The following is a 23220-nucleotide window of genomic DNA, read 5'->3' on the forward strand; positions in this document are numbered from 1 at the left end:
CGAAGCCGGGGAAACCGGAGGAAGAGGTGTGTCCACAGAAGAAGCCTGCAACGAATACGTATAAGCAAAAACTAAAAGGTGGTCAAAGATGTGATAGTGATTGGAGAAGTGATAGAGACTTAGGTTCAAACCAATCTGCTCAAGAGTCTATTTTTGATGGAAAAGCTTCGAATCAACCTATCCCAAAATCTATGTCTGACAGAAAGGCTTCAGAGCAATCCGTTAAAAGTTCTGTTGCTGATTGTGGATTTGATTTTACTAACATGGGTACTTGGAAAGGTGCTGAGAATGAAGGTTCTGTGAGTAATGCTCAATCACCAAAAGTATTGACTAATGATATAAAAGTTGAGAAATGTGCAGAAGGTCAGTCAGTAGGAAAGACACCATAGTGGGGATAGCTAATACTTAGATGACAAAAAAGAGTGTCATTCCAGTACTGGAATCCAGGGGCATATAGATAGATGTCGACAGTTCGTCATTCCGCTACGTGTTAGCGGAATCTATGCTTGAGATACCGCGAATGAATCGCGGTATGACGTAGGGAACTTAGGGTTGCCAATGACTTGTCATTCCAGCGCGTGACGCTGGAATCTTGAAATTTGTGTTTTATGAAAAAGAGTGAATAAAATTTTTTGAAAAAAAATATAAAAAAGTGCTTGCACTTAATTTTATTTTTAGTACATCAATTACATAATATTTTTACTTAGGAGGCAATATGTATAGTGGTAATGATAAAAAAGGTTTTGATGCTGAAAAGTGGAAGCGTGATAATACAGCACCAGGTGGTGGTATAGTGCAGGGAGCAAGAGGAATGAGGTATGATGGTCATAGTGATAAAGCCAAGGAGCTACTAGAAAGGAGGCGTCAGTCTGAGCAGAAAAAAAACGGACCTGGTAGTTCTATGAAACGTTAAGTGAAAGGTAGTTGTTGTAATTTAAAAATGGGGAGGTTGGTATGTATGGTAGAAAAATAGTGAGAGCGTTGGTTAGTGCTTTTAATGTACATAATTATGCTCGTAATACAGTTAAAACTAATTTTACGCTGCAAAGCAGGGGCGGGGAGGACTATATTGTAGTCTCATTTGATAAGGGTATGAAGGATTATCAGTGTAGCGAATATCTGGACAGTATAAAAAGGAAGATAATACGTGAATTCTATGGCATTGAAGAAAGTAATGATAAAGAAATATTGGATACAGCCAAGAAAGATTTTGATGTTACGTCTTTTCCATTTAACTATATCTATAAAGGGGACTGGTCCGTAGATAAGCAAGGTAGAATTGAGTTTGTAGCACCTGTAGATCAAGGTGTAATTTTTAATTTAAAGTCTCATTTGGCTGCTTCACTTGCAAAGGGTGTTCTAGAAGATATGCGAGTTAGTAGCACAGCCGTACCATTCAACAAGAAAAAGTATTTATGGTGTGGTGAATTTGATAATAAACAATTACGTGAGGAATTTGAGCGTGAGTTTTTGTCAAGGATGGAGAATAGATATGGGTATAGGAATGGTTTTAAGAACCCTCTGAAGGTTAAAGGCAATAGTGTATATATCAGGGACGTTTTTGATGACGCTCGTTTTATCGATAGTGTAGCACGGTATATTACATGGCTTAAAGGTATGGGTCTCCAGGCTGATAGCAAAGTTCGTGGTGATGTAAAAGCATTTAAAGAGTTGATAATGGAATTTATTGATCAACCAACGGAAATAATAATAGCTGGCTTTGTATGTGCTTCTCCTCTAGGTAGAGAAGAGGCCTCAGTTCTTATACCTCTTGTATTAAATGGCGGAAGAAAGCGGATATTGACAAATGAAGAAGCTCTTAAACTAAATCATGCATTTAATGGTGCTGTATTTAATGATCTTTATGGTGGAACCCAGGGGGAATTAGCAATAAATGGAGGTAATGGACTGTATAGCATAGACTTTTCCAATCCATACATTTCTCACTGTGTGATAACTAAAATCATAGAAAGCTCTGTAATCAATGCAAAACATGAACTGGCCATTGACCCTGAGCTTCCTCGAACGCTATTAGCTGAAGCATCACAGACACAGGAGTTTCCCAAGCGAAGTCGTGGTAAAGGGTTAGAGAGGCCTCCCAGGCAAGAATCAGAAATAGAGGGAGGAAAAAGGGGGCTGTTTCAGTTGGTGCCGGAGGAAATAGATTCAAGTCAATCCACTTGCGGTCAATCACAGCTATCTTTGACCCGTAGACCACCATCAATTCTTTCTCCTAGAGCATGGGATAGTTCAACATTCTTAAATTCTGGGGTTTCTGAAGATTCTCTAAAAGATACGGCGAACATTTGTAATAAGGAACCTGAAAAACAGCAAGTTACTAAGGAAAAGGAAGAAGAAAAGTTGTTTAAAGCATTGCTTTATTGGTTTAACTTAAGTAATTATGCTTTGGATCCTCCTCATACTAGCTTTATTGTAAAAAATGGGAAGATTGCTAGTTTAATTGATGATGGCGTTGATGTAAAAGAATATTTACAGGAGATAATAGATAAAACGAAAGAAGAGTATCGTGTCAATAAGGAAGAAGCCTATGATTTCAATGAGTTTCCATTTCAATTTCTTTCTAATTGTGAGAAAAACCAAGAAACAACAGTTGTTGCTAATATAAGTCGTGGTGCCTTACTTAACTTAAAAGAACTTTTTAGTCGGGAGCATGAGGGAAAAGTAGAAATAAAAGATATCGACATTAACATCGTCGAAAAGGCAGTGAAATCTGAAAAGGACAAATGGGTAAATTTTCAGGTGCAAGAACATGGGTTATCCCCTAAAAAAGCAATTAAAACCTGTTATCCCGATGAAAGCGTATTAGAATATATTTCAATTACAAAAGACAAAGGTGGATACTGGATTAACCGTGATTATGATGGTTCGGAAGTAGAGTTGTTTAGGGGAGAGCGATGGCCTGCTAAAGATAAATCAAAAGCTGAAAAGATGAAGCCCGAAGATAATAAAGACAGCGGTTACTCTTCCGGGTTCGTAACTGATGCTGAAAACGTAAGCTCTAAAGCTGAGGCAACAACAAGTGGTTATGAGTCTATGGATTGTAAGAATACTAGAGGAGGATCGCCAAAACGTAAGTCTCCATCGCCTGAAGATGGAGGTAGTCCAAGAAAATCTCCGAAAAGAGATTCTTTACCACTTTCAAGGCTGGAGTCGTTAAGTTTGAGTAGTTCCTCTCATCAAATAGGTAAGTGTTAGGCTTATTAATTTCACTACTCTCAGCCACCCAAGTGTTTTATTAGGGTTGGAGCCAAAGCCCCTGACCCTGGGGATGCTGTCGGTGGTTTTTCTTGTCCATTGTAAATATTGTACCGTACTAAATATTTAAAAAGTATTAATATAAAGATATCAATAAAATATTTACATTTTTATACTATGCCCATAGCATCATATATTACTTAACCTTACAATAATTTTTTTATTCTTGCTGCTTCTTCAAATTCTAAATTTTTAGCATGCTCTATCATTTGCTTTCTCAAATCATCCTTATTAGTATTTACTTTCGGCTCTGCTATTGCCCTCTCCTGTAAGGTGTTTGATATAGGTTTTATTATAGTCTTTGGGACAATATTGTGCAATATATTATGTTCTTCTTGTTTTTTTCTTCTTCTTTCGGTCTCTCTTAATGCACGGTCCAGAGAACCAGTGATTTTATCTGCATACAAAATTACTCTACCTTCAGCATTACGCGCAGCACGACCGATCGTTTGAATTAATGAAGTTTCCGATCGCAAAAATCCTTCTTTATCAGCATCCAAAATTGCAACCAACCCACACTCTGGAATATCAAGACCTTCCCTCAGCAAGTTAACACCTACTAAAACATCGATTTCTTTAGATCTCAATTTGTATATAATTTCTATTCTCTCCAGCGCAGCAATATCAGAATGCAAATAACTCACTCTCATATTCAATTCACTCATATATTCAGCTAAATTTTCAGCCATTTTTTTCGTCAATGTAGTGATTAAAACACAAAATCCCTTCCCTATTGTCACTTGTGCCTCATGAATTACATCATCAATTTGACTCTCTATTGGTTTTACAATGCAGATTGGGTCCGTAAGCCCTGTTGGACGGATAACTTGCTCTATAAATACATTATTGGTCTTTGCCAACTCATACTTTCCTGGAGTGGCTGAAATGTAAACAGTCTGCGGCCTAACTCCCTCCCACTCTTCAAATTTTAATGGACGATTATCAAAAGCGGAAGGGAGCCTGAAGCCATAGTCGATCAATTTCTTTTTACGCGCCTCATTACCACTGTACATCGCACCAACCTGAGGAACGGTGACATGACTCTCATCAACAAATAAAATTACGTCTTTGGGTAAATATTCAAACAAAGTAGGTGGTGGATCCCCAGCTTCCATTCCATAGAGATAACGCGAATAATTTTCAATACCTTTACATATTCCTGTTGTTCTCATCATTTCGATATCAAAATTAGTGCGTTGCTCGAGGCGCTTTGCTTCAACAATCTTGTTTTGCGAGTAGTAATAATCCAAGCGTTCATGCAGCTCTTTTTTGACTAGTTCAATTGCCTGCAACAAAGCCTCACGCGGGGTTATGTAATAGCTATTTGGAAAAATGGTGATTTTATTTACGCCTTTGGTAACATTGCCCGTTATAGCATCAACTTCAGAAATTTCTTCTATTTCATCGCCAAATAACGATAAACGCCAAGCTTTATTTTCATAATGGGAAGGAAATATATCAACAATATCGCCGCGCACTCTGAAATATCCTCTCTCAAACCTGGCATCAGAGCGCTTGTATTGAAGATCAGTTAAGTTGCTCAGGAAATCATTAATACGAATTTTATTTCCAACACTAAGCGGTATGATCATGCTGCGGTAGCTCTCAGGCGAACCAAGACCGTATATGCAGGAAACACTGGCAACTACGATCGTATCCCTGCGCTCCAAAAGGGAGCAGACGGTGGAATAACGCAGCATCTCAATTCTTTCGTTAATTGCAGAATCTTTTTCGATATAAGTATCAGTTTGTGGTAAATAGGCTTCAGGTTGATAATAATCATAATAAGAAATGAAGTATTCAACAGCATTATGGGGAAACAATCCTTTCATTTCCTCATAAAGCTGTGCTGCTAAAGTTTTATTGTGTGCCATAATTAATGCAGGCCTATTTGTTCTTGCAATAACATTTGCCATAGTAAAAGTTTTCCCAGAACCAGTAACTCCAAGCAAAACCTGATCTCTTTTATTACTATTTAGCCCTGCAATTAAGCTATCGATTGCCTGTGGTTGATCCCCAGCCGGTTGAAAATGTGTAGCGATTTGAAATTTCATAGACTTTACTTACTATCTTTGATTCATTGTATAGTAAACACTATATTGCTTTTAAGATAAGTTGTATAGCTATCGTAAAGCCATAAAACATTAACCAACAATGTCATGCAAGTAGCTGACACTGGAATCTTGTTTCAATGTTAAACAAAATACCATAGAATTCAAGAAGACAATTCCTAAAAAATCCCTACATCCAAAAAAAGGCAAAATGCTGCTTGAATAAGCTAAATTTTTTTAGATGCAAAAACAATAAAACATAGTTGATACTAAATTATAGTACTCCTATGACAACGTTACAAAAATTAAGGAAATGGATAGCTCTGATCAATTGGAATAGTATTTTCAGGTACCGGTGGTCAATATGACATTTTTAAAATAAAGATTTAGAACCTGTTTAAAATCTTCTCAATAGAAGAGAAATGAAGGAAAGAACGACCATTTGCAGGCTAGTGTTAAGTTTTCGCTCGCAATTTTTCCACAATCGTCTGCATTTTTCTAACCAAGCGAAAGATCGCTCTACAACCCATCTTTGTGGCAATACAGCAAAGGAATGTAATTCACTTCGTTTTATTACTTCTACAGTTGCTCCAATAATCGTTTTTATTTTAGTTGCAAAATTTTCTCCTGTATAACCTGCATCGACCAGTATATTTTTAACTTCCGAGAGGTTTTCTTTTGCGCTTTCAACCATTCTCACAGCACTGCTAACCCCAGTTGTAAATTAGAAAAAATAGAAAAGGTAAGGAAATAGGGTAAACTCCAAGGTATTTGATATTCATTCCTAAAATAGGAGGTTACCAATGAAAGAGAAAGTAACAAAAATCTTTTGTATAGTCGATGATTTTTGCAATACAGTCGATGAAAATTTTGCAGAAAAACTTCTACCAAGTGGCAAAAAACCAACCAGGACGCCAGAGATTACGCATTCAGAGATTTTTACCATAATATTGCTATATCAAGTGCGACAATTTTAAAATTTTCTATGTGCATTATTTGAAATTATTATACGAATCAGCGTTTCCAAAATTGCCATCCTATAGTAGGTTTATCAGGTTAAAATCGCGGGTTTTATGGTATTTAGTGCTCTTAATGCAATGGTTTTGCGAACAGTCAAAAGTGACAGGGATTTCGTACATAATCTATCGCTGTTTGCCATCCAAAAAGGACCTCGAGAAACAAAGTTTTCAAAGGGTTGGCAAAGATTGGAAAGACTACTTATGGGTGGTTTTTCGGTACATCTAGTAATCAACGAAACTGGCGAAATTCAAGGGGTTACGGTGACAAAAGGCAACGTTGATACCTGTGCCAAATTTAACTCAGAAATTGACTGGATTATTGTTTAGAGATAAAGGATATATCAAAAAAGATCTTTTTCACGAATTATTCGATAGAGGGTCAAAGCTTGTAACCAGTATAAAAAGGGTATGAAAAACTCATTAATGGTGCTAAATGAGAAGATTTTGTTAAGAAAAAGATCGATTATTGAGACAGTTTTTGGCTCTCTGAAAAACAAATTTGAGATTGAGCATACTCGCCACAGATCACCGATAAATTTTTTGGTACACATTTTTTCTACGCTTGTTTCATATTCCATGCAGCCGCTGCATTTCTAAGCTTTACTTCGTTGGCTAATCCGCAACTGGGGTATATAGGGTTGACACCAAGGCAATATTCTTCTGGAGAAGTTGATCGGCATGGCAGCATATCAAAGATGGGACCAGCGGAATGTAGAAGTATGTTATATGAAGCTGCACAAACAATGCTTACAGTTACCAAGAGGACATTTAAATTAAAAAACTGGGGTTGCGAAGAAAAAAGGAATGAAAAAAGCAATTGTAGCAGTAGCAAGAAAATTAGCTGTAATTATGCATAGGATGTTGGTTGATAAAACAGAATTTTATTATCAATAAACATCAAAAGAGCATAGGACAATAATTTTATTGAAAATAAAGATAGCAATGCCGATGGAAGGGACAAGCAAGAACTTAGTTAGACTTCGTGGTAAATATGTTGCCGTCCACTTCCGCCTAACAAGTATAATGCGGCTTGACAAATTTATTGTCATCTCAGACCGCGGAGAGAACCATATGCTACTTTTAACTTATGTAAAATTACCAAGGATTATGGAGAAGATATGCTGTTTTGATTTGTGTGAAAATTATTGTTGACTTATGTGCAATTAGAGAACCTAAGTCACTTTAGCTATATATAAAAGGTTTAAGTGGTTGTATTGATGTATCTTTGTATTAAAAAACACCCAATAAGCAGAGTTGTAAGTGGAATAAACCACAAAATGTAAGTGCTAGATTTTATAGGCGGTACGATTATAATTGAATTGCCGTAAGAATTTTTTAACTCTGAGATTATCTCTTCATCTGTGTATCCATCATTGATTTTTTTACGAATTGCTTCTCGCATATCATACGCGATCTGAGATCCAGATTCAGACAATGATTCGCCAGAACATATTGGACACCTTATTATTTCAAATAAACTGGTTGCTCGTTTTTCCATGCTTTTATCTCTGAGTTTATTATCCAGAGTAAAAGCGTTTACGCCTGAGTGGAATATCAATATGAAAAGTAAACTAACTACTGCTCTCATCCTTGGTTAATTGGGTTATTTTACTGAGCTGGTTCATAAAATCAGTGGTGGATAACTTTCCAATAAAGCTTGACCCTACATCATCATCGTACTTTATTGAAAATTGAATGCCATCATCAGTTGTTTTTTCTGATAAGGAAGACATTAATTTTTCAAACGCATCTGAAGTTTTTGAGTCACCAATCATAAACGAGATTAATTCTTTATAATTTGATATAGCCACGTTGATTTTGTCTTTAAATGAAGACGTAACCAAATTATAATTTCGCACTCCACCATCTGCAGCAAGAGAAAAATTATTACTTTGAATTAAAAATTTCTCTATGTTGAAATTAATTCTGGAAGCTGAGATGTGGTTTACAAATTCGTAATCAAATTTAGTGTCGATACTAAGGTAACTTTCAGGACTTGCAGTATTTTTATACCGATAAGTATAAAAATCAAATCCTAGTTTAGTATTTCCACTTGGTTCTTTATCGAGGTGAAATTGAATGTAATTGCTTTTATCATTCACTTCAGTTATAACACTTTGCTGATTTTCTAAAACATCACATTTTAATCCATAATCTTCGTAACGAAGTGTATCTATATATTCTATCACGGTACTATTTTTGTTGAATCGCAATGAAGATGGTAAATCGTTTAGTCTAACAACAAAGTGGCTGCTATCGTTTGTGTGGCATTTTATATTCTTTTTCTCATCACCATGAACAGCAATATTGACTTCATTGCTTGGTATGTAGATATATACTGATTTATCAAACAATCTATTTTTTATCAATAAAGCATCAGATGAGATGGTTAATTGCTCATTGGAAAATTTTGGGTTTGTCACACGAAAAATTAGGTTAGAAGGAAATCCACTAAAATCATGTGAAATATCAAATTTTTCGTCGTTAATGTATAGTATTGTTTCAGCTAAAAGATTTTTTACCTTACATGCAGAAAAATACCAAAAACCACTATACGCTACAGGAATAAACAAAAGTAAAGAGATGATAATATAGATAAAAATCTTACGCATAGCTAATCACTCCCCTGTTTATCCAATGATATATTTCTTGTACCCCTTGGTATGGTTACACACAAGCCGTCGATATCTTTTGTGATTTTTATTTGGCACCCAAGTCTTGATGTCTCTGTTAAGCCGAAAGCTAGGTCTAACATATCATTTTCCTCATCAGATATGGGATTATGCGTTTCTACAGCATCATAAGATTTTGGATCAACAATCACGTGGCATGTAGAACAAGCAAGAGAGCCTTCACATGCACCTTCAAGCAGATCTGGATCACTTCTATGGGCTAAATTGAGCAGAGTTTCTCCCTCTGCAGCTTCATAACTTTTCTTACTCCCATCAGGTAAAATAAAAGTAACAGATGGCATATTATTCCTATTAAAATCCTTACTAATTTCTCTATATCCTACAGGTAATAACTAATATTTGCAAACTCTTTGCAATTCCAGTGCCTATATTTCTTGTTATCCAAGTAGCTCTTTGTTGTCATCCGAGTAGCTGACACTGGTTCCTTTATGACGGCAGTGCCCTCTTCTTGTCATCCCAGTGCCCTGATTACTTGGATCCAGAAAAAAGAATGGTGTCATGCAAGTAGCCTCCTTCTCCTGTCATCCGAGTAGCTGACACTGGGATGACACCCCACTTAACCGTCATACTGCCGCGGTATCTCTTAGCCGCTAACAAGCAGCAGGATAACGAGCTTATCGTCACGCCGTCGCGAACCGTCATACCGCGATTCATTCGCGGTATCTCAGCCGCTAACAAGAGATCCCGCTAACAAGCAGCGGGATGACGATTGTCGTTCAGCCATAAATATTAAGAAATTTACCAAATGAAAAAAAGGCAAAAGAAGCCCCGTGGTTGGCTAATTACTTACATTATACTTTCAAGTATGGCGTTTTTTTATTCTAAACGTTTAATAACCGCGATTCAGTTGCTTTTAAGCCGCAACTAATCTAAATTATAAACATTAAGAAATTTACTAAACAGAAAAAAAGGCAAAAGAAACCCTAGGGTAGCTAATTATTCACTATCCATTTTTTAAGTTGGCGTTTTTTTATGTTTTAAATGCTTTATAAGCGCATTTTAGCTTATATTAGGTAAAAACCTAGAAATTTTATAAAGACATAAGGTGCACATAGTGCAAAAAATTAAACACGAGACGCCAGATACGTGAGTTTTTTTGTCATTTAATCTGTACAGAGAAGATAGATAAATAGCTTCAGTTTCATGATAAGGGGACTGGCGGAGGGTGTCAAGTAAGTTTTTTCGTTTCTATTGAATGACAGTTGTGACCTATGCAAGAAGTCTGTTGTAGTTTGTACGATATCTTTATAAAATGGTTCGCATAAGTTATCTAGCAGTGCAACTAAACAAATACAAAAATCAAAACGTTGCGGTTTTTGGTCTTGGTAAAACTGGTTTATCCGCCATTAACGCTCTAACAAAGAATGGTGCAAGAATATATGCATGGGATGATCATGAAGAGCAAATAGCAAATGCAAAAATGATGTATAAAAAATGTAATTTTATTCATCCCAAGGAATACAATTGGCATGAGATCAGTGCATTGGTTTTAAGCCCTGGAGTGCCAACAGAGCCACATTGGATAGTAAAACTTGCAAGGAGATTTGATTGCAAAATAAAATCAGACATTGAGCTATTTCTTGAAGCTAAAACTACGAACCAGAAGGTAATAGGCGTCACAGGAACAAATGGTAAATCAACCACTACATCACTAATAGGGCACATATTAAAATCTGCAGGGAAAAAAGTAGCTATTGGTGGAAATTTAGGCGTTCCTGTTTTGGATCTAGAAAGAGATGCAGAAATTTATGTAATCGAACTCTCCTCTTTTCAATTGGAGTTGATGAATGAAATTAACGTGGACATTTCAGCACTGCTCAATATTACACCAGATCACATAGATAGGCATGGAAGTATGGAGAACTACATAGCAACTAAATTAAAACTGATAAACGGTAGTGAGGTTGCCGTAATAGGATGTGACAATGAGATTACTGCTGATATATTCAACAAATTCACTGGAGACAAAATTCCAATCTCAGTAACATATTCCCCGATGTCATTCCAGCGCGTGACGCTGGAATCCAGAAAAGAAAAACCATTGCCAACTACTCAGATGACAGAGGGTGGTGCAAGAGATCTAATATCATTGGCAGGTAACAATTTGCTTGATTATAGTGAACAGATTACTGTTATAGATCGAAATTATCTGGATCCCAGTGTCAGCTACTTGGATGACAAAAGGGGCACTGGGATCCAGAAGATCTCGTTAAAACTAGAGAATCATAGCTTATCAGTAAGCGACGTGAAAATAAACCTAATATCCAACGCAGAAAACATAGCAGCCACATATGCCGTATGTAAGGTACTTGGAGTAGATAGCAACACTATTATCAATGGAATCAAGTCCTTTTCAGGACTGAGGCATAGGAATGAACTGCTTGGCAAAATAAGAAATGTGTTTTTCGTGAACGATAGCAAAGCAACTAATGCAAAATCGAGCGAAAAGGCGATCTTATCTTATGAAAACATAAATTGGATCGTTGGTGGAAGAAGCAAAAAAGGTGGAATAGAATCATTAAGCAAGCATTTTACAAGGGTTAGAAAAGCTTTTCTTATTGGAAAATCAACCGAAGCTTTTGCAAATGTTATGGAGAATAAAGTAGATTATGTTAAATGTTGCAATCTAGAAGATGCATTCAGATTGGCTTTTGAAGAGGCCTTAAATAGCACAGAAGAAGTAACAATATTACTTTCTCCCGCGTGTGCTTCTTTTGATCAATGGAAAAATTTCGAGGAACGTGGTGAAGCATTTTGTAGAATGTTTGAAAATCTCAGGTACAATCACACATGCTGTTTAGTATGATGTTGCGTGGAACAAAAGTTAATAATAGATAAGCTAATTAGGGTTATTCCATTTGAAGGGATAAGCGATGAAACCCTATTAAAGGTGTGCACTGACCTTAATCTAGCTAATAGCTTTTGCAAATTTCAGAATGGAATATATAGCGCTTTGGAGCACATAGCAGAGGACTTAAATAGCTCAATGGAAGCTGAACTAAGGAATTCTAATTTAGAAGATATGAAAGTGCGAGAGCGAGTAAAGTTAGCCATTCAAATACGCCTTTCAAATTACGCTAAGCTACCAAATTATAGAGAACTTTTAAAAAATGTTTTATTATTCTCCGTATCACCAAAAAATACATATTTTTCTAGTAAACTTTTATACAGAACTATTAGTGCGATTTGGTATGGCATTCATGACCAATCAACAGATTTTAACTACTATACAAAAAGAGCAATATTAGCTGGAGTGTACTTAAGTACGATACTTTTTTTTATCAATGATTATTCAGAAGATTTTGTGGATACTTTATCGTTTCTTGATAACCATATCAACAATGTCATGACATTTCAAAAATTCAAAACTCGCTTAAAAGGAATCATAGGAAATTTCTTATAAGCTATTGATTGTTGGTAGAAAAGTACTTGAGCACGATCCTGAAAAGGTTTGTGAAAATAAAAATATTCATGCTGATCATAAAGAACATTTAGTTTATCGTGAGGATAATAATGGTCCAACAAAATACACCAGTTACGAAGAAAAAGAAAATAAATTTATTGAAGAAGCACATGAATATTTAATAGACTCTGAATTTAATAAAAATTTTGATCTAGGGCAGTACAGAATAAGTAATTTCTCCGGAAACTTGACGAAAATAGAACTGGAACTCATCAATGAAAAGTATATGCAAGTTCAAATTAATAGAGAAAGAAAAATTATTCTCGCTATACCGTAGGTGCGTTCCAAGATTATACTGAAGTTTTTATTGCACTCAAAATCTTCGTTTTTCCTAATCTCTAGAATTATCAATGCATCATCACTTAACCAGCCTGAGTGAGCTAGTCCATTCAACGTTGATTCAACTAGATTGCTATTGTAAGGTGGGTCTATAAAAACTACATCGCACTTTGAAATAGGTTGTGGCAATTTGTTAGCACTACAACAAATTAGCGTGACATTGTTCGTAATTCCAAAATCTTCTACTGTTTTTTTAGGCAGTTGCAAATTGTAATAATCTGAATCCACCATGAATGCATGTTTAGCGCCGCGAGAAAGCGCTTCAAATGAAAAAGAGCCACTTCCGCAAAATAAATCAAGTACATTCAAGTTATAAATAGGTTTCCTTGAGGAAAGCATATTAAATATTGCTTCTCGGACAATACTCATAGTTGGCCGTGCAGCTAAATGCTTACCTGTAGTTATTTTTCTTCCGCGATATTTGCCTGCAATGATGCGTAGCATATTAAATAAGCTCCAAAATAATTAATTATTTATACTATATGATTAATGTCAATATGGCTTTAGCAGTTTAATAGAGAGAAGCTATCGAGTCGCTTGTAAGAAAAACACAAACATAAGGCTCATCAGTTATCTTTTTCTGATTTGCCTGCTGCATTAATTGCTTGACCAATCTCATCTTGTAAATCATCATGATCATTTTTTTCATCATGATTTAGCCCTTCAATTCTGCTTTCTAACTCTAACTTAATTATAGTATTGATTTTATCTATATTATCAAGAAAGCCTCTACATTCTTCTTCACTATACTCTTTACCAGATGCCTTTTTTTCGATAAATAGACTTTTAAACTCTGTAAGATCAGAATTCTGATCGGTATTTAGTACAACATTTCTCTCTATGAAGCTAAGGTCTGATAGCAATAAACTAACCTCTAATAGCTCTTCACTTTTAATGTTTGCAAGATTATCAAGATTGTCTAAAATATTAGACATCTTAAGCCTTTCTTGTGCAATCTCTTTGTCTTCCTTATCAAATTCAGACAATAAACCATGATTATCTACAAATTTCTCACTCAAAGCTTTATTCAATTTAGCAAAATTGACATCCTTGTCAAGTGATGTGTTATCCCGCAACAAGTCTACCCTTGCCCTACGCGCATTTAAAATGTCGTCGTAGTCATTTAACTTTATGTTGCCATCTTTGTCTTGCTGCAATTTATAATAATCAAGGCCTTTGAAATTTTTATTAGTCTTCATCTTCAATCCTCTTCTCATCTCCTTTTGCATCTGGTTTCCTCATTGGTTCCGGTAATTTCCTTTTACTGTCTTCTCGATTTCTTTTTTTCTCTCTTTCAGCACGTTTTTTTATAGCTTCCTGGGTATTCATTTCAAAAAGTGCCTTAACGTACTCTTCTGGATTTTTTGGTTCTTTAAATAAAGGCTTAAGATTATAAACTTCGTCTTTTCGATCTCTTTCTTCTTTTCTTCTAGATCTTTCAGCACGTTTTTCTACAGCTTCTGGAGTGTTCATTTCAAAAAGTGGTGAGAGGTTGTAAACTTTATCTTGATTTCTTCTGCCTTCTCTTTCAGCACGTTTTTCCATACCTTCAAAAGCAGATCCAGAATCATCAATTTCATCTGAACCTTTTGGTTCCGTGCCTAAATTTCGTGTCACTTCATTTGATTGATCAGGCTTATCTTCTTCTGTTGGCTGATCATGCTGTAGTTGATTAGGCTTTTCTTCTTGTTCTGTGCTTAGTTCTCGTACTACCTTATCTGGCTGACCTCCCCCTCGTAGTCGAAGAGGGTCGCCTTCTTCTAGTGGCTGATCATGGTTATCTCTTACTAGTTCCGTGCCTAACTCTCGTTCTACCTTATTTGATTGATCAGGATTGTCTTTTTCTGGTTCTCTCTTACAGCCGATAGTGTAATCATGAAGCTTCTCTAAGAAATCTCGCCTATATTCTTTTGCTCTATAGAGTAGGTTATGATCATAGCCATGCTTTCCTATAGAGTCAAGACCATGCTCCCAAGTAAACTTCATAGCATCTTCTATTGTATAGCCCAAATGTGATCCTACATATCCTTTGTAATATTCTAAATATTTACCGATCCTTCTATGCGCAATATCTTCCTTATCAACTCCAAATGCCCTGTAGATTTTTTCCTCAAGTTTATCAACGTCATTTTTAGGTGATGTTGCAAATTTTGTTGCTTCAATAGTAGCACCTACAAATTTACGTGGCACATCAATAGCGTATTTCAGCACTCCTCCAACTCTTGGTATCCTACCCAGTAGATTAGCTGTACCTCCGGCTAATCTATCCGGTAAATGAGTAGCCCAATTACCTAAAGATTCTAGTTTTTCACCAATTGCGTCTTGCCAATAATGCTGTTTTAATCCTTCCATTATGCCAACCAAAGGCGATGCTTCATACATTCTAGATATATTGTAAACGCTGAATCCACCACCAGCTATACTTGAGCCCATTTGTTGTACGAACTCGCGTAAGGAGAACATTAAAAATGAAAGCAAGAATAACACAAAGATTTCCCCTGCATTGATTAAATAACCTCTCTGTATGTCTTGCACCCTTTGGTAATCGCTATTTTCTTGATAATTTTTGCAATCCTCACAATCTTTACATTTCTGACAGTATTCACTGTTGGGATCCTTATATAAATCATGAAGTTTCAGTATTCTACAACCTTGTTTTTCTACCGCACTCCGCACTAAAGATCTTATTTCATTAATTATTTCCCTATAACTATTGCATTTATTTATATCTTGACAGTAGCGTTTTATTATTTCACTAACATCACCTATCCTTTTCTCTATATTGTTGATCAGTAATATAATGTCAGCCCTCTCTGATGCATGAGATAAACTATTTGTTAAGCGCACTAGATCTTTTTCACTACAGCCATTACTAACTACCATATCACTTTCTGCAATATAGTGGTCTGCTGGATTATCTTTAGTTCCAGGAATTGGATTAAAGAAAGGATAATCTATATAACGAAACCCTTTTATATGTTCACCATTTTTATCTTTAGGGTAATCTGGTGGAAGCGGGATATATCCAGCACCACCAGTAAATTTTATTGTACCACCTTCTCTGCTTATCTTTTCTATACCTTCTATACTTTTATCTATGTTAAGAGAAGAAGCTTCTCCAAGAGTGTAAGGTACAAAAATTTGCCCTGGGGTCCAACCAAAGTACTGCTTATCAACGATACAAAAACCGCCAAACACCCATTTTGGAGCACATAACTTTACCTCGAACCATTTATTGTAGCATACAGTAAAACCTAGTTGTCTATAAAAGGTGTTCATTATCATTGAAGCCAACAATGACAAGAGAGTAAATATCATAATCGATTGTAAACAAAAACTGATGCAGAATTTTATCCAACCTTCAAATAGACTTTTCAGCGGTGAAAATAAAATAGAAATTAGAAACAGTGGCATGATAGCTATAAGAAAAGCTATACCCATAAAGCCAGAGAGAAATATTATGTAAGCATACAAGCACAACAAGAAGTATAGTACAATCCCTATGAAAATTGCCGGTATCATAAGAAGGCTTGCCCACATTTGGTAATGTAAAAACGCTGCAAACTTTTTCCAAACAGAATAAGCAAAAAATTTATTGAACATGTCCTCCATGAAGCTAAACAACTTAGCTTCATCTCCTTGAGCAATACTTCCGGTGTTCATGTTGGGAGCAAAGTTAGTAATTACACTTATCAAGTGTTCAAGACCTTTAACGAATAAAACAAGAAAATGATCATAGAAAAATCTAAAACTTCCAGGAGATATAAGCACTATTACTAGAGTGATTTTCATCATTCTGATGAGCATATCATGCTTAGTTTCTCGTATCATGCCAAAAAGATAAAGAAGCGATGAAATCATTACAAATAGAACAAGCAAGGAAAGAACAAAATTGTGAAAGCTCGTACTTTTTTCAGCTATATTTTCGAACATAGCTTGTGCAACTGCAGGATCATTGCTATTAAAATGTTCTTTGCAATTTTCGTTAATCAATAATACACATTTTAGATAGTTATAAATGTAATCAAAAAACCCAAAACTACTTGGCTGCTGCACTCCATTTAAGAACTCAAAAGAGTAGCCACCTACATTATCTAAGTAATATCTATCTAATATTTTTACATATATTTTCCATCCCTTTTCTAATTTCACCGTATCACAATCCCTGTCCTTTAATTTAGTGCTATCTCTGTCTAAAGCAAAAAGACCGCTCCCATTCTCTGCCACGGAGTTGTAACCTAGATGTACAGTAGGAGATGAAGGATTGCGCATAGATTTCAAATCTTTGTTAGGACTATCGTCACCAGGCCTTTGAAACAAAAGATAAGCACCATGACCGTTGGTAAACCAACATGGAGCACCACGTGATACTGTATTTGCACCATCATCTTCATTAATGCACTTGCAATTTACAGTGCAACTTGCATTAGGCTTACTTGAAAACTTCTGTATGCTAGGTTTATAATCATTACAAACTAAGTGAAAGTCAGGTAGACTATTATCACCTGGCTCGCCTTCAAATTTAGTTGCATATTTTAACTGCTCCAAGCTTTGTAAGGTATAACTGCCTTTTTTAGATTCCTTCTTGTTATTATTACTCCAAGATGTCCATGCACCATTAACTCGCACTTTTAAACTATCTCCATTGGTTTCGAGTCCGGTATCCTCCCACTTCACCACTTGGTTATGGTGAAAACCATAATTAATTTCGCCAGTTTCAGGATCAATAACTTCTCCATCTCCTGGAATAAACGCATCGTGGTCGCTTGAAAAATGAGCGCTTACTGCAATAGGTTTAGGACCAAAATAGTCAGCAGATATACACCTTGGAAAAGGCATATCGTTTTTACTACAACCTGTGATCAGCACATAAGCTGCAAGAAGTAATACCCTAAACCAACATTTGCCTAAACGTGATTGCATATCTAAACTTTTTCCAAATACAGAATAAATTTCTAAAACTTTACTTAAAATATCTTTTTAATTAGTTACTCCATAATATCATTTATATCTTACTCCTCTTCATTTTCTTCCTTGTTTTTAGCTTTAGCACTAGGATCACTTCTTATTGTTTCATCAGAATTTTTTTGCTGATCTGATTGTTTTAATGTTTCAGGTCTATCACTCGTTGTTTTATCAGAACTTCCTTTAGAATCTTCTTTTTTGTCTGGTTGCTTTGGCGTATTAGGTAATTTAGCCTCAATTTTTCCCCGATCTTTACTCATTTTCTGCTTGATACTCTGTATCATACTTTGGGTCTTATCATCAAGGCCAACGGTTGACAGCATAGCTTGCGATGCGCTCTTAGCAACTGTACCAACACCGCCAGTAACTCCATAACCAGAGCTAAATAGTGTTTGTACCATAATTTCCGATATAGAAACAAAAGCTTCCATTGCACCGGCAATAATGAGGTATATAAACGCCTGGATTAGGTCTATAGGTAATGCTGCAAAGTGTCCACCAGCCCTTTCTCCGGTACTGAGTGCAACATCAACGCTAGTGCCAGGACTGTATCCAAGAGGCAGTATTGATTTCATCAAGCACAGATCATACGATAAGAAATTTACGCTAATTAAACATTGATAGCATGCAGAAAAATTTGTGAGGTTATATAAAACTGAATACATCAACTGATTTAAAAGAGATAAAAATGAAAATAAAATGACTGGTTCTAATGAAACATGAGCCAACGTTTTTATCCAATTATCAAACAAGGGTTTAGTCTTTTGAAATAGAATAAATACGATAAATAAAGGTGTTAATGACAGTAAAAACGCCACTAGAACAGTAGATATTACATATTTAAACGTAGCGCTAATAATGCATTTTAAGAACATAAAAGTAGCGTAGAGTATTGCCAAAAATGCAATAAAGCCAAAAGGACCAGAGAGCATCAATGATAAAAACTTTAACCAAGTTTCTGCTGTGAATAATACTCCTGCTGTCAAGTCTAAGAATGCAAATTTTCTCCCCCCTTCCCCTATATAGCCAGAAAATCTATCAACCAAATAAGTGCTACCATCTATAAAAAGTCTGGATAAAGTTGTACCAAAAAGTTCCCAGCTTCTATCGCTAAAGGCAAAAGCTATAAATGCTATCTTGAACATTCTTACAATGAAATCAAATTTACTTAGCTGTATTGTTCCAAGCATATAGCCAACGATAGTAAATATAACGTATAGAGTAAGCAAAGCTCTTACCCCTTGAAGAAGACCTCTTGCATATCCTTTGTATGAATCTTTAACGCTGTCCCCAATTACTTCTTCTTTTATAAGTTTAAATACCCCGTTTACATTCGATGAAATAAAATCATTAATTTTTCTTTTAACAAATAAAGTTACTGTGTACTTATTATTTTCATAATATTTGCCATTTTTATCTGTAATGTCATCTCTCTCTACGTTGCTTACATTGATGCCGAAATATATCTTCTTAGATTCTTCGTTCTGAAAGTGTTCTCCGCTTATTACATCTAATATGGTGTACTCATCTTTTCCGTTTACTCTTTCTCTCACTCCTACCACTTTAAAATCATTAGTTCCCACATCATGCAAATCTTTAGGTGGCTCATCACCTAAATATACATATAATTTTTCGCCATTAATATATTCACATGATCTAGTCACTTTAACATGGTACCCACCTCTATTAGCTCCATAGTGACCATAATCTGCAATGGCAAGCATCACACTGCTACCAGGTGTTACACTTCCTATTGGATAGTCATGATTTAATTTTAAGGAAAAATCTTCAAAATTATCACTGATTTTTGAGCATACTAGTTTATCATTTTTCTCCTTTCCTGCTTCTCCTCTTTTTGGAAGACATTGAATACCTTTAGCATCGCCCTTCATATCATTACGCTTGCCTTCAGAAATACTTGCATCACCTGGATCGCTTATTTTTGCAACAAGAGCCTCAGCCCAAGATTTATCATCTTCAGTAAAACTACCTGCTTTAACATTCCCTTCCATTTTTTCTAGATAAGAATACATATCACATTTATTCCCTTTATCGTACTTCTTATACCTTATAGAGGAGACACAGTTCCGTTCTCCTGCTTGACCTAAACCATAGTTCCATATACCCTTCTCAGTATAGCATATATTTTGATGGTAACAGTTAAGCTCATAGGAGGAGTACTTTTTTCTCTCATCAAGACTACAGTTTTTTCCATCACATAACTCGTTCAATCCTATTTTAGCGCGGCGTAAATCAAGTAGTGAACCATATACCCATGGTTCGTTGTCTTGAATATAACCTTTATTAAAATGCACCTTATTATCATATGGGGTATACCCATTGCCAACTAGCACTTTGCTTTCCTTTGCTTTTGTTTTATCAAGAGGTAAAAATTGTATTTTATTTTTTGTACCATCTTTACCATCACAAAAAAACTCTCCCCCCTGATGTACTTCACTCACTGTAGCTTTCTTATATACAGTTTCCTTACGGTCATTTTCTACAGCTTTATAACAATTGTCATCAAAATTGATGCCTTTCCCTTCTGGATTGTCGTAATCAATTGTTATTTTTCTGGGAACTAAGCTGAAGCTTAACTTGTCACCAGGATTTACTTTAATTCCAGTGTCCACATAACGTCTATTGCTGCCAAATCCTTTGCCACCACATAGTTCGTTTTTACTTTCATTAACACCATAATTGTTAGGTACACTATTAATATCCGCAGCCTTACTATAATTTGGTTCTGAGCCATCAGCACAAAAGCTAGCTGGCACAAGTACTTTCCTTGGATTTTTGTCTTCTTTAAAAGGGCAAAAATTTACTGATCCATCGAGGGTGAATTTGATTTTCTCACCCTGACTAATTACCTGACCAGAATCAACCCAATGAATTTTATCGGCTTGACGAACTGGAACATCCACATTAACGCTGGTGTTTTTGCTCTGCAACCCAGGCTCGACACAATCCATATTACAACCAGTGATTGCAAGACACAGTATCAACAATAGTGATCTTTTACTTATCATTGCTGTCTTCCTTGTAGTATCTGAGGCGTTGACCTTTGAGTCCCTTGTGGTATTTGAGGTCTTGACGTACCTGACTGTTGAGAGGCATCTCCTCTTTCTCTTCTTTGAACGCTTTGTTCATCTAACCCTACTGTTCCCATTAAGCTTTGTTGATACTGTCTTCCAGGTTCGCTTGCTACATAAGCACCAAACAACGAGTCAGATATTGCCGAAGAAGCTTCAACTAAAGCTTTCATAGCGTGTCCCAAAATAACAAAAGCCATCATAGCGGTAATATTAGGTGTATATTTGGAAGCATAACCATAAAAAATACAAGGGTTAAAAATCTTTAGGTTAATATTAAGTATACATGTAGAGCAGACCTCAAAATCAAATACTGAATACACAATATAATCCATAACCTGACTTATCAGTGATATAAAAATTAAAAGGACCACTGGATGAATTGCAAATCTTGCTAAATTTTTAACCCAGCTTTGAAACATCTGCCTAGTATACGCAAATAAAAGACAAATAATAAAAATAGGTGCTAAAGAAAGTAATAACGCAACTATTGCTATAGATGTAATAAAAGAAAATAAGGCATTAAAAATAGATAAGCTCACTGTGATTAAACCCCAAATCACCAAGCAAAAAGATACAATGCCCAAAGGGCCAGAAAATATAAGAGATACTATTAACAATACTGAATGCGATGACAAGAACCTATTGAGCGGCAAATCAAGAAACTCAAAAACATTTGAAGTAGTGCCTCTAAAATTTGCTATTTCTATTAGTTGTTTTGGAGTGTTAATAAATATAGAGAATGCGTTGTTATAAAAAAAGTCCCAGCTATTATCCTGCAATAGCTGGGCGATGATTCCTATCTTTACGCATATAATTAAAAACTCATATATAGAAATATGAGTTAATCCAAAAAAGTAATAAAGAGTATATAAGATTATATATAGTACTAATAGTGATATTATAGTAGATCTAATGGTATTTGTTCTGCTTGATTTTATAAAACTTTCGTAAAGAGACTTCACAGGACTAGTATCAGAGTGAATTGCGTTAGGGTCTTTATAATTAGAGCCGAAAAATGCAGTTTTCACTTTTTCATCAAAGAAATTATATATTGCACTAAAAGTTTTTGTAGGTGGCTCTTTAGTTGTTAGGTTAATACTAAACTGACCTTCATTTTTGTAATCGCAGCCATGGTCTCTTATTCCGTAATATATGGTGCCTGTTTTGTCTTTTAATTTTCCTTTCAAGTTTTCCATGTCATGAACTTTGCTGATATCTACAGATATATCCGCTTGATTTTCACCAGGCTTATGCTCAGGGAATTTATCGGAAACACTTATATACAAGCTATTTTCCAGACTATGGTTCTTCGTTACTCTTATGTTGAACCCGCCTTTGTCATTTGTATTGTAGCAGCTCTTGTCATTTCTGCTACATAGACTAAAAGTTAAACTTGGTATTTGATGGTCATTCTCCATCTTATGATCACAACTAGTACATAAACCACCACCTGGAATGTGTTCAAGAGTTTCATTATCCATACCAACTTTTAGAAATGTAATGTCAGTTTTTACCTGTTTTCCCTTTAATACGTTACTAATAATTTCAGCAACAACAGATTCACCACTAGAATTTAAAGCATTGAATAGCTCAATTTCTATATTATTATATTCAATATACACGCAATCCTCGCCTCTACGAACAGAAGAAAATTTACATATACGTCTACAGAGTGAATTTAAAATGTGGGTATCTATCTTACTTGCACTGCTCTCTGAAAGCTTGCTGCAATCTATATTCTCTCCTTGTTTTATAGAGTTAATAATATTTTCAATTTCCTTTTTTCTTTCATCTTGATCTAACTTCGAAAACCAGTACTCTCTTCCACTCAACCATTGCGCATCGCCTATTATATATTTATTAGGACATATCCCATCCTTGCCACCTTGGCATTTCTCTTGATTTAAAACATGTGCAAAATGTTCCGTTTCTTGCTCGCTACACTTTTCGTCGATTTTCAAATACCTGATTTTTGTCTCACTCTCTTTATCTTTACACACTTTACTTCCAATCACACTAAAGCTTATCGTATCGCCTTTTTTAAGTGCAAATGGTAATGCAACGTCATTTCTCCCAGGCCCAATTGCAAAATCTGCATACTGCTTAGGACAAAAATTAACCTTACTAGGCACTATATCAATCTCTGTTACTCTTATTCTATCTGAAATATTAACACCAGAATCAACCCATTTCTGCTCTGTTGACACTATATCTAGTTTTTCACGCAAACCTGATAAATTTTCTGGCTTAATACAGTGATGTTCCCCGCAGCTTGACAGAAAAAAAAACGGTATTATCAGCAAAAATTTTAGCATAAAT

General features: G+C 35.5%; 18 protein-coding genes and 4 pseudogenes. 11 read left to right on the forward strand and 11 right to left on the reverse strand.

What is annotated here, in order from left to right; genetic code table 11:
• Nucleotides 1–715 precede the first annotated feature (715 nt).
• Together ONI09_RS01500 and ONI09_RS01505 are read left to right on the forward strand one after the other, a co-directional pair.
• Entirely contained in the window at nt 716–913 is a 198-nt protein-coding gene (locus ONI09_RS01500) for a hypothetical protein (protein ID WP_265014208.1), read from the forward strand.
• 41 nt (nt 914–954) lie between these two features.
• Nucleotides 955–3216: a hypothetical protein gene (locus tag ONI09_RS01505; protein WP_265014209.1), complete on the forward strand. Its 2262-nt coding sequence runs from the start codon at nt 955–957 to the stop codon at nt 3214–3216.
• 206 nt (nt 3217–3422) lie between these two features.
• Here the strand turns inward: ONI09_RS01505 and uvrB are convergent, their stop codons facing one another.
• Both uvrB and ONI09_RS01515 read right to left on the reverse strand, forming a co-directional pair.
• Nucleotides 3423–5330, reverse strand: coding sequence for an excinuclease ABC subunit UvrB (gene uvrB / locus ONI09_RS01510; RefSeq protein ID WP_264707317.1), 1908 nt, complete (start codon nt 5328–5330; stop codon nt 3423–3425).
• A 394-nt stretch (nt 5331–5724) separates the two neighbouring features.
• Nucleotides 5725–5997, reverse strand: a pseudogene (locus tag ONI09_RS01515) (transposase); the annotation flags it as partial.
• A gap of 133 nt (nt 5998–6130) precedes the next feature.
• Between ONI09_RS01515 and ONI09_RS06900 the strand changes: the two are divergent.
• The 6 genes and pseudogenes from ONI09_RS06900 to ONI09_RS01525 all read left to right on the forward strand — a co-directional run bounded on the left by ONI09_RS06900 (nt 6131) and on the right by ONI09_RS01525 (nt 7203).
• Nucleotides 6131–6304: a hypothetical protein gene (locus ONI09_RS06900; protein WP_406848658.1), complete on the forward strand. Its 174-nt coding sequence runs from the start codon at nt 6131–6133 to the stop codon at nt 6302–6304.
• Nucleotides 6305–6471: 167 nt separating this feature from the next.
• Nucleotides 6472–6519: pseudogene (locus ONI09_RS06905) on the forward strand (hypothetical protein); the annotation flags it as partial.
• Nucleotides 6520–6547: 28 nt separating this feature from the next.
• Entirely contained in the window at nt 6548–6673 is a 126-nt protein-coding gene (locus tag ONI09_RS06910; RefSeq protein ID WP_369440743.1) for a hypothetical protein, read from the forward strand.
• Nucleotides 6633–6814, forward strand: a pseudogene (locus tag ONI09_RS06915) (transposase); the annotation flags it as partial. The gene ONI09_RS06910 and the pseudogene ONI09_RS06915, both read left to right, overlap by 41 nt.
• The gene (locus ONI09_RS06920; protein WP_369408987.1) at nt 6791–6943 is read left to right on the forward strand and encodes a transposase; all 153 of its coding nucleotides are present in this window, start codon (nt 6791–6793) and stop codon (nt 6941–6943) included. The pseudogene ONI09_RS06915 and the gene ONI09_RS06920, both read left to right, overlap by 24 nt.
• An 11-nt stretch (nt 6944–6954) precedes the next feature.
• A complete protein-coding gene (locus ONI09_RS01525) occupies nt 6955–7203 on the forward strand; it encodes a transposase (RefSeq protein ID WP_182309100.1) in 249 nt (82 codons plus the stop codon).
• Between the two features lie 344 nt (nt 7204–7547).
• Here the strand turns inward: ONI09_RS01525 and ONI09_RS01530 are convergent, their stop codons facing one another.
• From ONI09_RS01530 to ONI09_RS01545, 4 genes are all read right to left on the reverse strand, one after another.
• A complete protein-coding gene (locus ONI09_RS01530; RefSeq protein WP_015589263.1) occupies nt 7548–7934 on the reverse strand; it encodes a cytochrome c-type biogenesis protein in 387 nt (128 codons plus the stop codon).
• A complete protein-coding gene (locus ONI09_RS01535) occupies nt 7918–8958 on the reverse strand; it encodes a hypothetical protein (protein WP_265014210.1) in 1041 nt (346 codons plus the stop codon). Before ONI09_RS01535 ends, ONI09_RS01530 begins: the two co-directional genes overlap by 17 nt.
• Before the next feature lie 2 nt (nt 8959–8960).
• Complete coding sequence (locus ONI09_RS01540) at nt 8961–9320, reverse strand: ferredoxin family 2Fe-2S iron-sulfur cluster binding protein (protein WP_155969176.1); 360 nt, start codon at nt 9318–9320, stop codon at nt 8961–8963.
• 96 nt (nt 9321–9416) lie between these two features.
• A complete protein-coding gene (locus ONI09_RS01545) occupies nt 9417–9539 on the reverse strand; it encodes a hypothetical protein (RefSeq protein ID WP_007549233.1) in 123 nt (40 codons plus the stop codon).
• 752 nt (nt 9540–10291) lie between these two features.
• On the opposite strand from ONI09_RS01545, the gene ONI09_RS01550 reads away from it, so the two are divergent.
• The 3 genes and pseudogenes from ONI09_RS01550 to ONI09_RS01560 all read left to right on the forward strand — a co-directional run.
• Nucleotides 10292–11845, forward strand: a complete 1554-nt coding sequence (locus tag ONI09_RS01550; protein WP_265014211.1) for a Mur ligase family protein — start codon at nt 10292–10294, stop codon at nt 11843–11845.
• Between the two features lie 6 nt (nt 11846–11851).
• The gene (locus tag ONI09_RS01555; RefSeq protein ID WP_265014212.1) at nt 11852–12442 is read left to right on the forward strand and encodes a COQ9 family protein; all 591 of its coding nucleotides are present in this window, start codon (nt 11852–11854) and stop codon (nt 12440–12442) included.
• A 22-nt stretch (nt 12443–12464) separates the two neighbouring features.
• Nucleotides 12465–12779, forward strand: a pseudogene (locus ONI09_RS01560) (hypothetical protein); the annotation flags it as partial.
• On the opposite strand, the gene rsmD reads toward ONI09_RS01560, so the two are convergent.
• The 5 genes from rsmD to ONI09_RS01585 all read right to left on the reverse strand — a co-directional run bounded on the left by rsmD (nt 12737) and on the right by ONI09_RS01585 (nt 23216).
• A complete protein-coding gene (gene rsmD, locus ONI09_RS01565) occupies nt 12737–13285 on the reverse strand; it encodes a 16S rRNA (guanine(966)-N(2))-methyltransferase RsmD (RefSeq protein WP_265014214.1) in 549 nt (182 codons plus the stop codon). The pseudogene ONI09_RS01560 and the gene rsmD sit on opposite strands and share 43 nt — an antisense overlap.
• A gap of 122 nt (nt 13286–13407) precedes the next feature.
• Nucleotides 13408–14040, reverse strand: a complete 633-nt coding sequence (locus tag ONI09_RS01570; RefSeq protein ID WP_253303722.1) for a WD_0853 family protein — start codon at nt 14038–14040, stop codon at nt 13408–13410.
• Entirely contained in the window at nt 14030–17764 is a 3735-nt protein-coding gene (locus ONI09_RS01575) for a type IV secretion system protein (RefSeq protein ID WP_265014215.1), read from the reverse strand. Before ONI09_RS01575 ends, ONI09_RS01570 begins: the two co-directional genes overlap by 11 nt.
• 89 nt (nt 17765–17853) lie before the next feature.
• Nucleotides 17854–20835, reverse strand: coding sequence for a TrbL/VirB6 family protein (locus tag ONI09_RS01580; RefSeq protein WP_265014216.1), 2982 nt, complete (start codon nt 20833–20835; stop codon nt 17854–17856).
• Nucleotides 20832–23216: a TrbL/VirB6 family protein gene (locus ONI09_RS01585; RefSeq protein ID WP_265014217.1), complete on the reverse strand. Its 2385-nt coding sequence runs from the start codon at nt 23214–23216 to the stop codon at nt 20832–20834. Before ONI09_RS01585 ends, ONI09_RS01580 begins: the two co-directional genes overlap by 4 nt.
• Nucleotides 23217–23220 lie beyond the last annotated feature (4 nt).

It is taken from the genome of Wolbachia endosymbiont of Drosophila pseudotakahashii, from assembly GCF_026015925.1.
Classification (GTDB): Bacteria; Pseudomonadota; Alphaproteobacteria; order Rickettsiales; family Anaplasmataceae; genus Wolbachia; species Wolbachia pipientis.

Excerpts from the sequence above, each read along its gene's own strand:
- ONI09_RS01575 (WP_265014215.1), bottom strand. The coding sequence starts at position 17,764 with ATGCAATCACGTTTAGGCAAATGTTGGTTTAGGGTATTACTTCTTGCA.
- ONI09_RS01530 (WP_015589263.1), bottom strand. The coding sequence starts at position 7,934 with ATGAGAGCAGTAGTTAGTTTACTTTTCATATTGATATTCCACTCAGGC.
- ONI09_RS01580 (WP_265014216.1), bottom strand. The coding sequence starts at position 20,835 with ATGATAAGTAAAAGATCACTATTGTTGATACTGTGTCTTGCAATCACT.
- rsmD (WP_265014214.1), bottom strand. The coding sequence starts at position 13,285 with ATGCTACGCATCATTGCAGGCAAATATCGCGGAAGAAAAATAACTACA.
- ONI09_RS01500 (WP_265014208.1), top strand. The coding sequence starts at position 716 with ATGTATAGTGGTAATGATAAAAAAGGTTTTGATGCTGAAAAGTGGAAG.
- ONI09_RS01585 (WP_265014217.1), bottom strand. The coding sequence starts at position 23,216 with ATGCTAAAATTTTTGCTGATAATACCGTTTTTTTTTCTGTCAAGCTGC.
- ONI09_RS06910 (WP_369440743.1), top strand. The coding sequence starts at position 6,548 with ATGGGTGGTTTTTCGGTACATCTAGTAATCAACGAAACTGGCGAAATT.
- ONI09_RS01545 (WP_007549233.1), bottom strand. The coding sequence starts at position 9,539 with ATGACACCATTCTTTTTTCTGGATCCAAGTAATCAGGGCACTGGGATG.
- ONI09_RS01540 (WP_155969176.1), bottom strand. The coding sequence starts at position 9,320 with ATGCCATCTGTTACTTTTATTTTACCTGATGGGAGTAAGAAAAGTTAT.
- ONI09_RS01535 (WP_265014210.1), bottom strand. The coding sequence starts at position 8,958 with ATGCGTAAGATTTTTATCTATATTATCATCTCTTTACTTTTGTTTATT.
- ONI09_RS01505 (WP_265014209.1), top strand. The coding sequence starts at position 955 with ATGTATGGTAGAAAAATAGTGAGAGCGTTGGTTAGTGCTTTTAATGTA.
- ONI09_RS01570 (WP_253303722.1), bottom strand. The coding sequence starts at position 14,040 with ATGAAGACTAATAAAAATTTCAAAGGCCTTGATTATTATAAATTGCAG.
- ONI09_RS06900 (WP_406848658.1), top strand. The coding sequence starts at position 6,131 with ATGAAAGAGAAAGTAACAAAAATCTTTTGTATAGTCGATGATTTTTGC.
- uvrB (WP_264707317.1), bottom strand. The coding sequence starts at position 5,330 with ATGAAATTTCAAATCGCTACACATTTTCAACCGGCTGGGGATCAACCA.
- ONI09_RS01550 (WP_265014211.1), top strand. The coding sequence starts at position 10,292 with ATGGTTCGCATAAGTTATCTAGCAGTGCAACTAAACAAATACAAAAAT.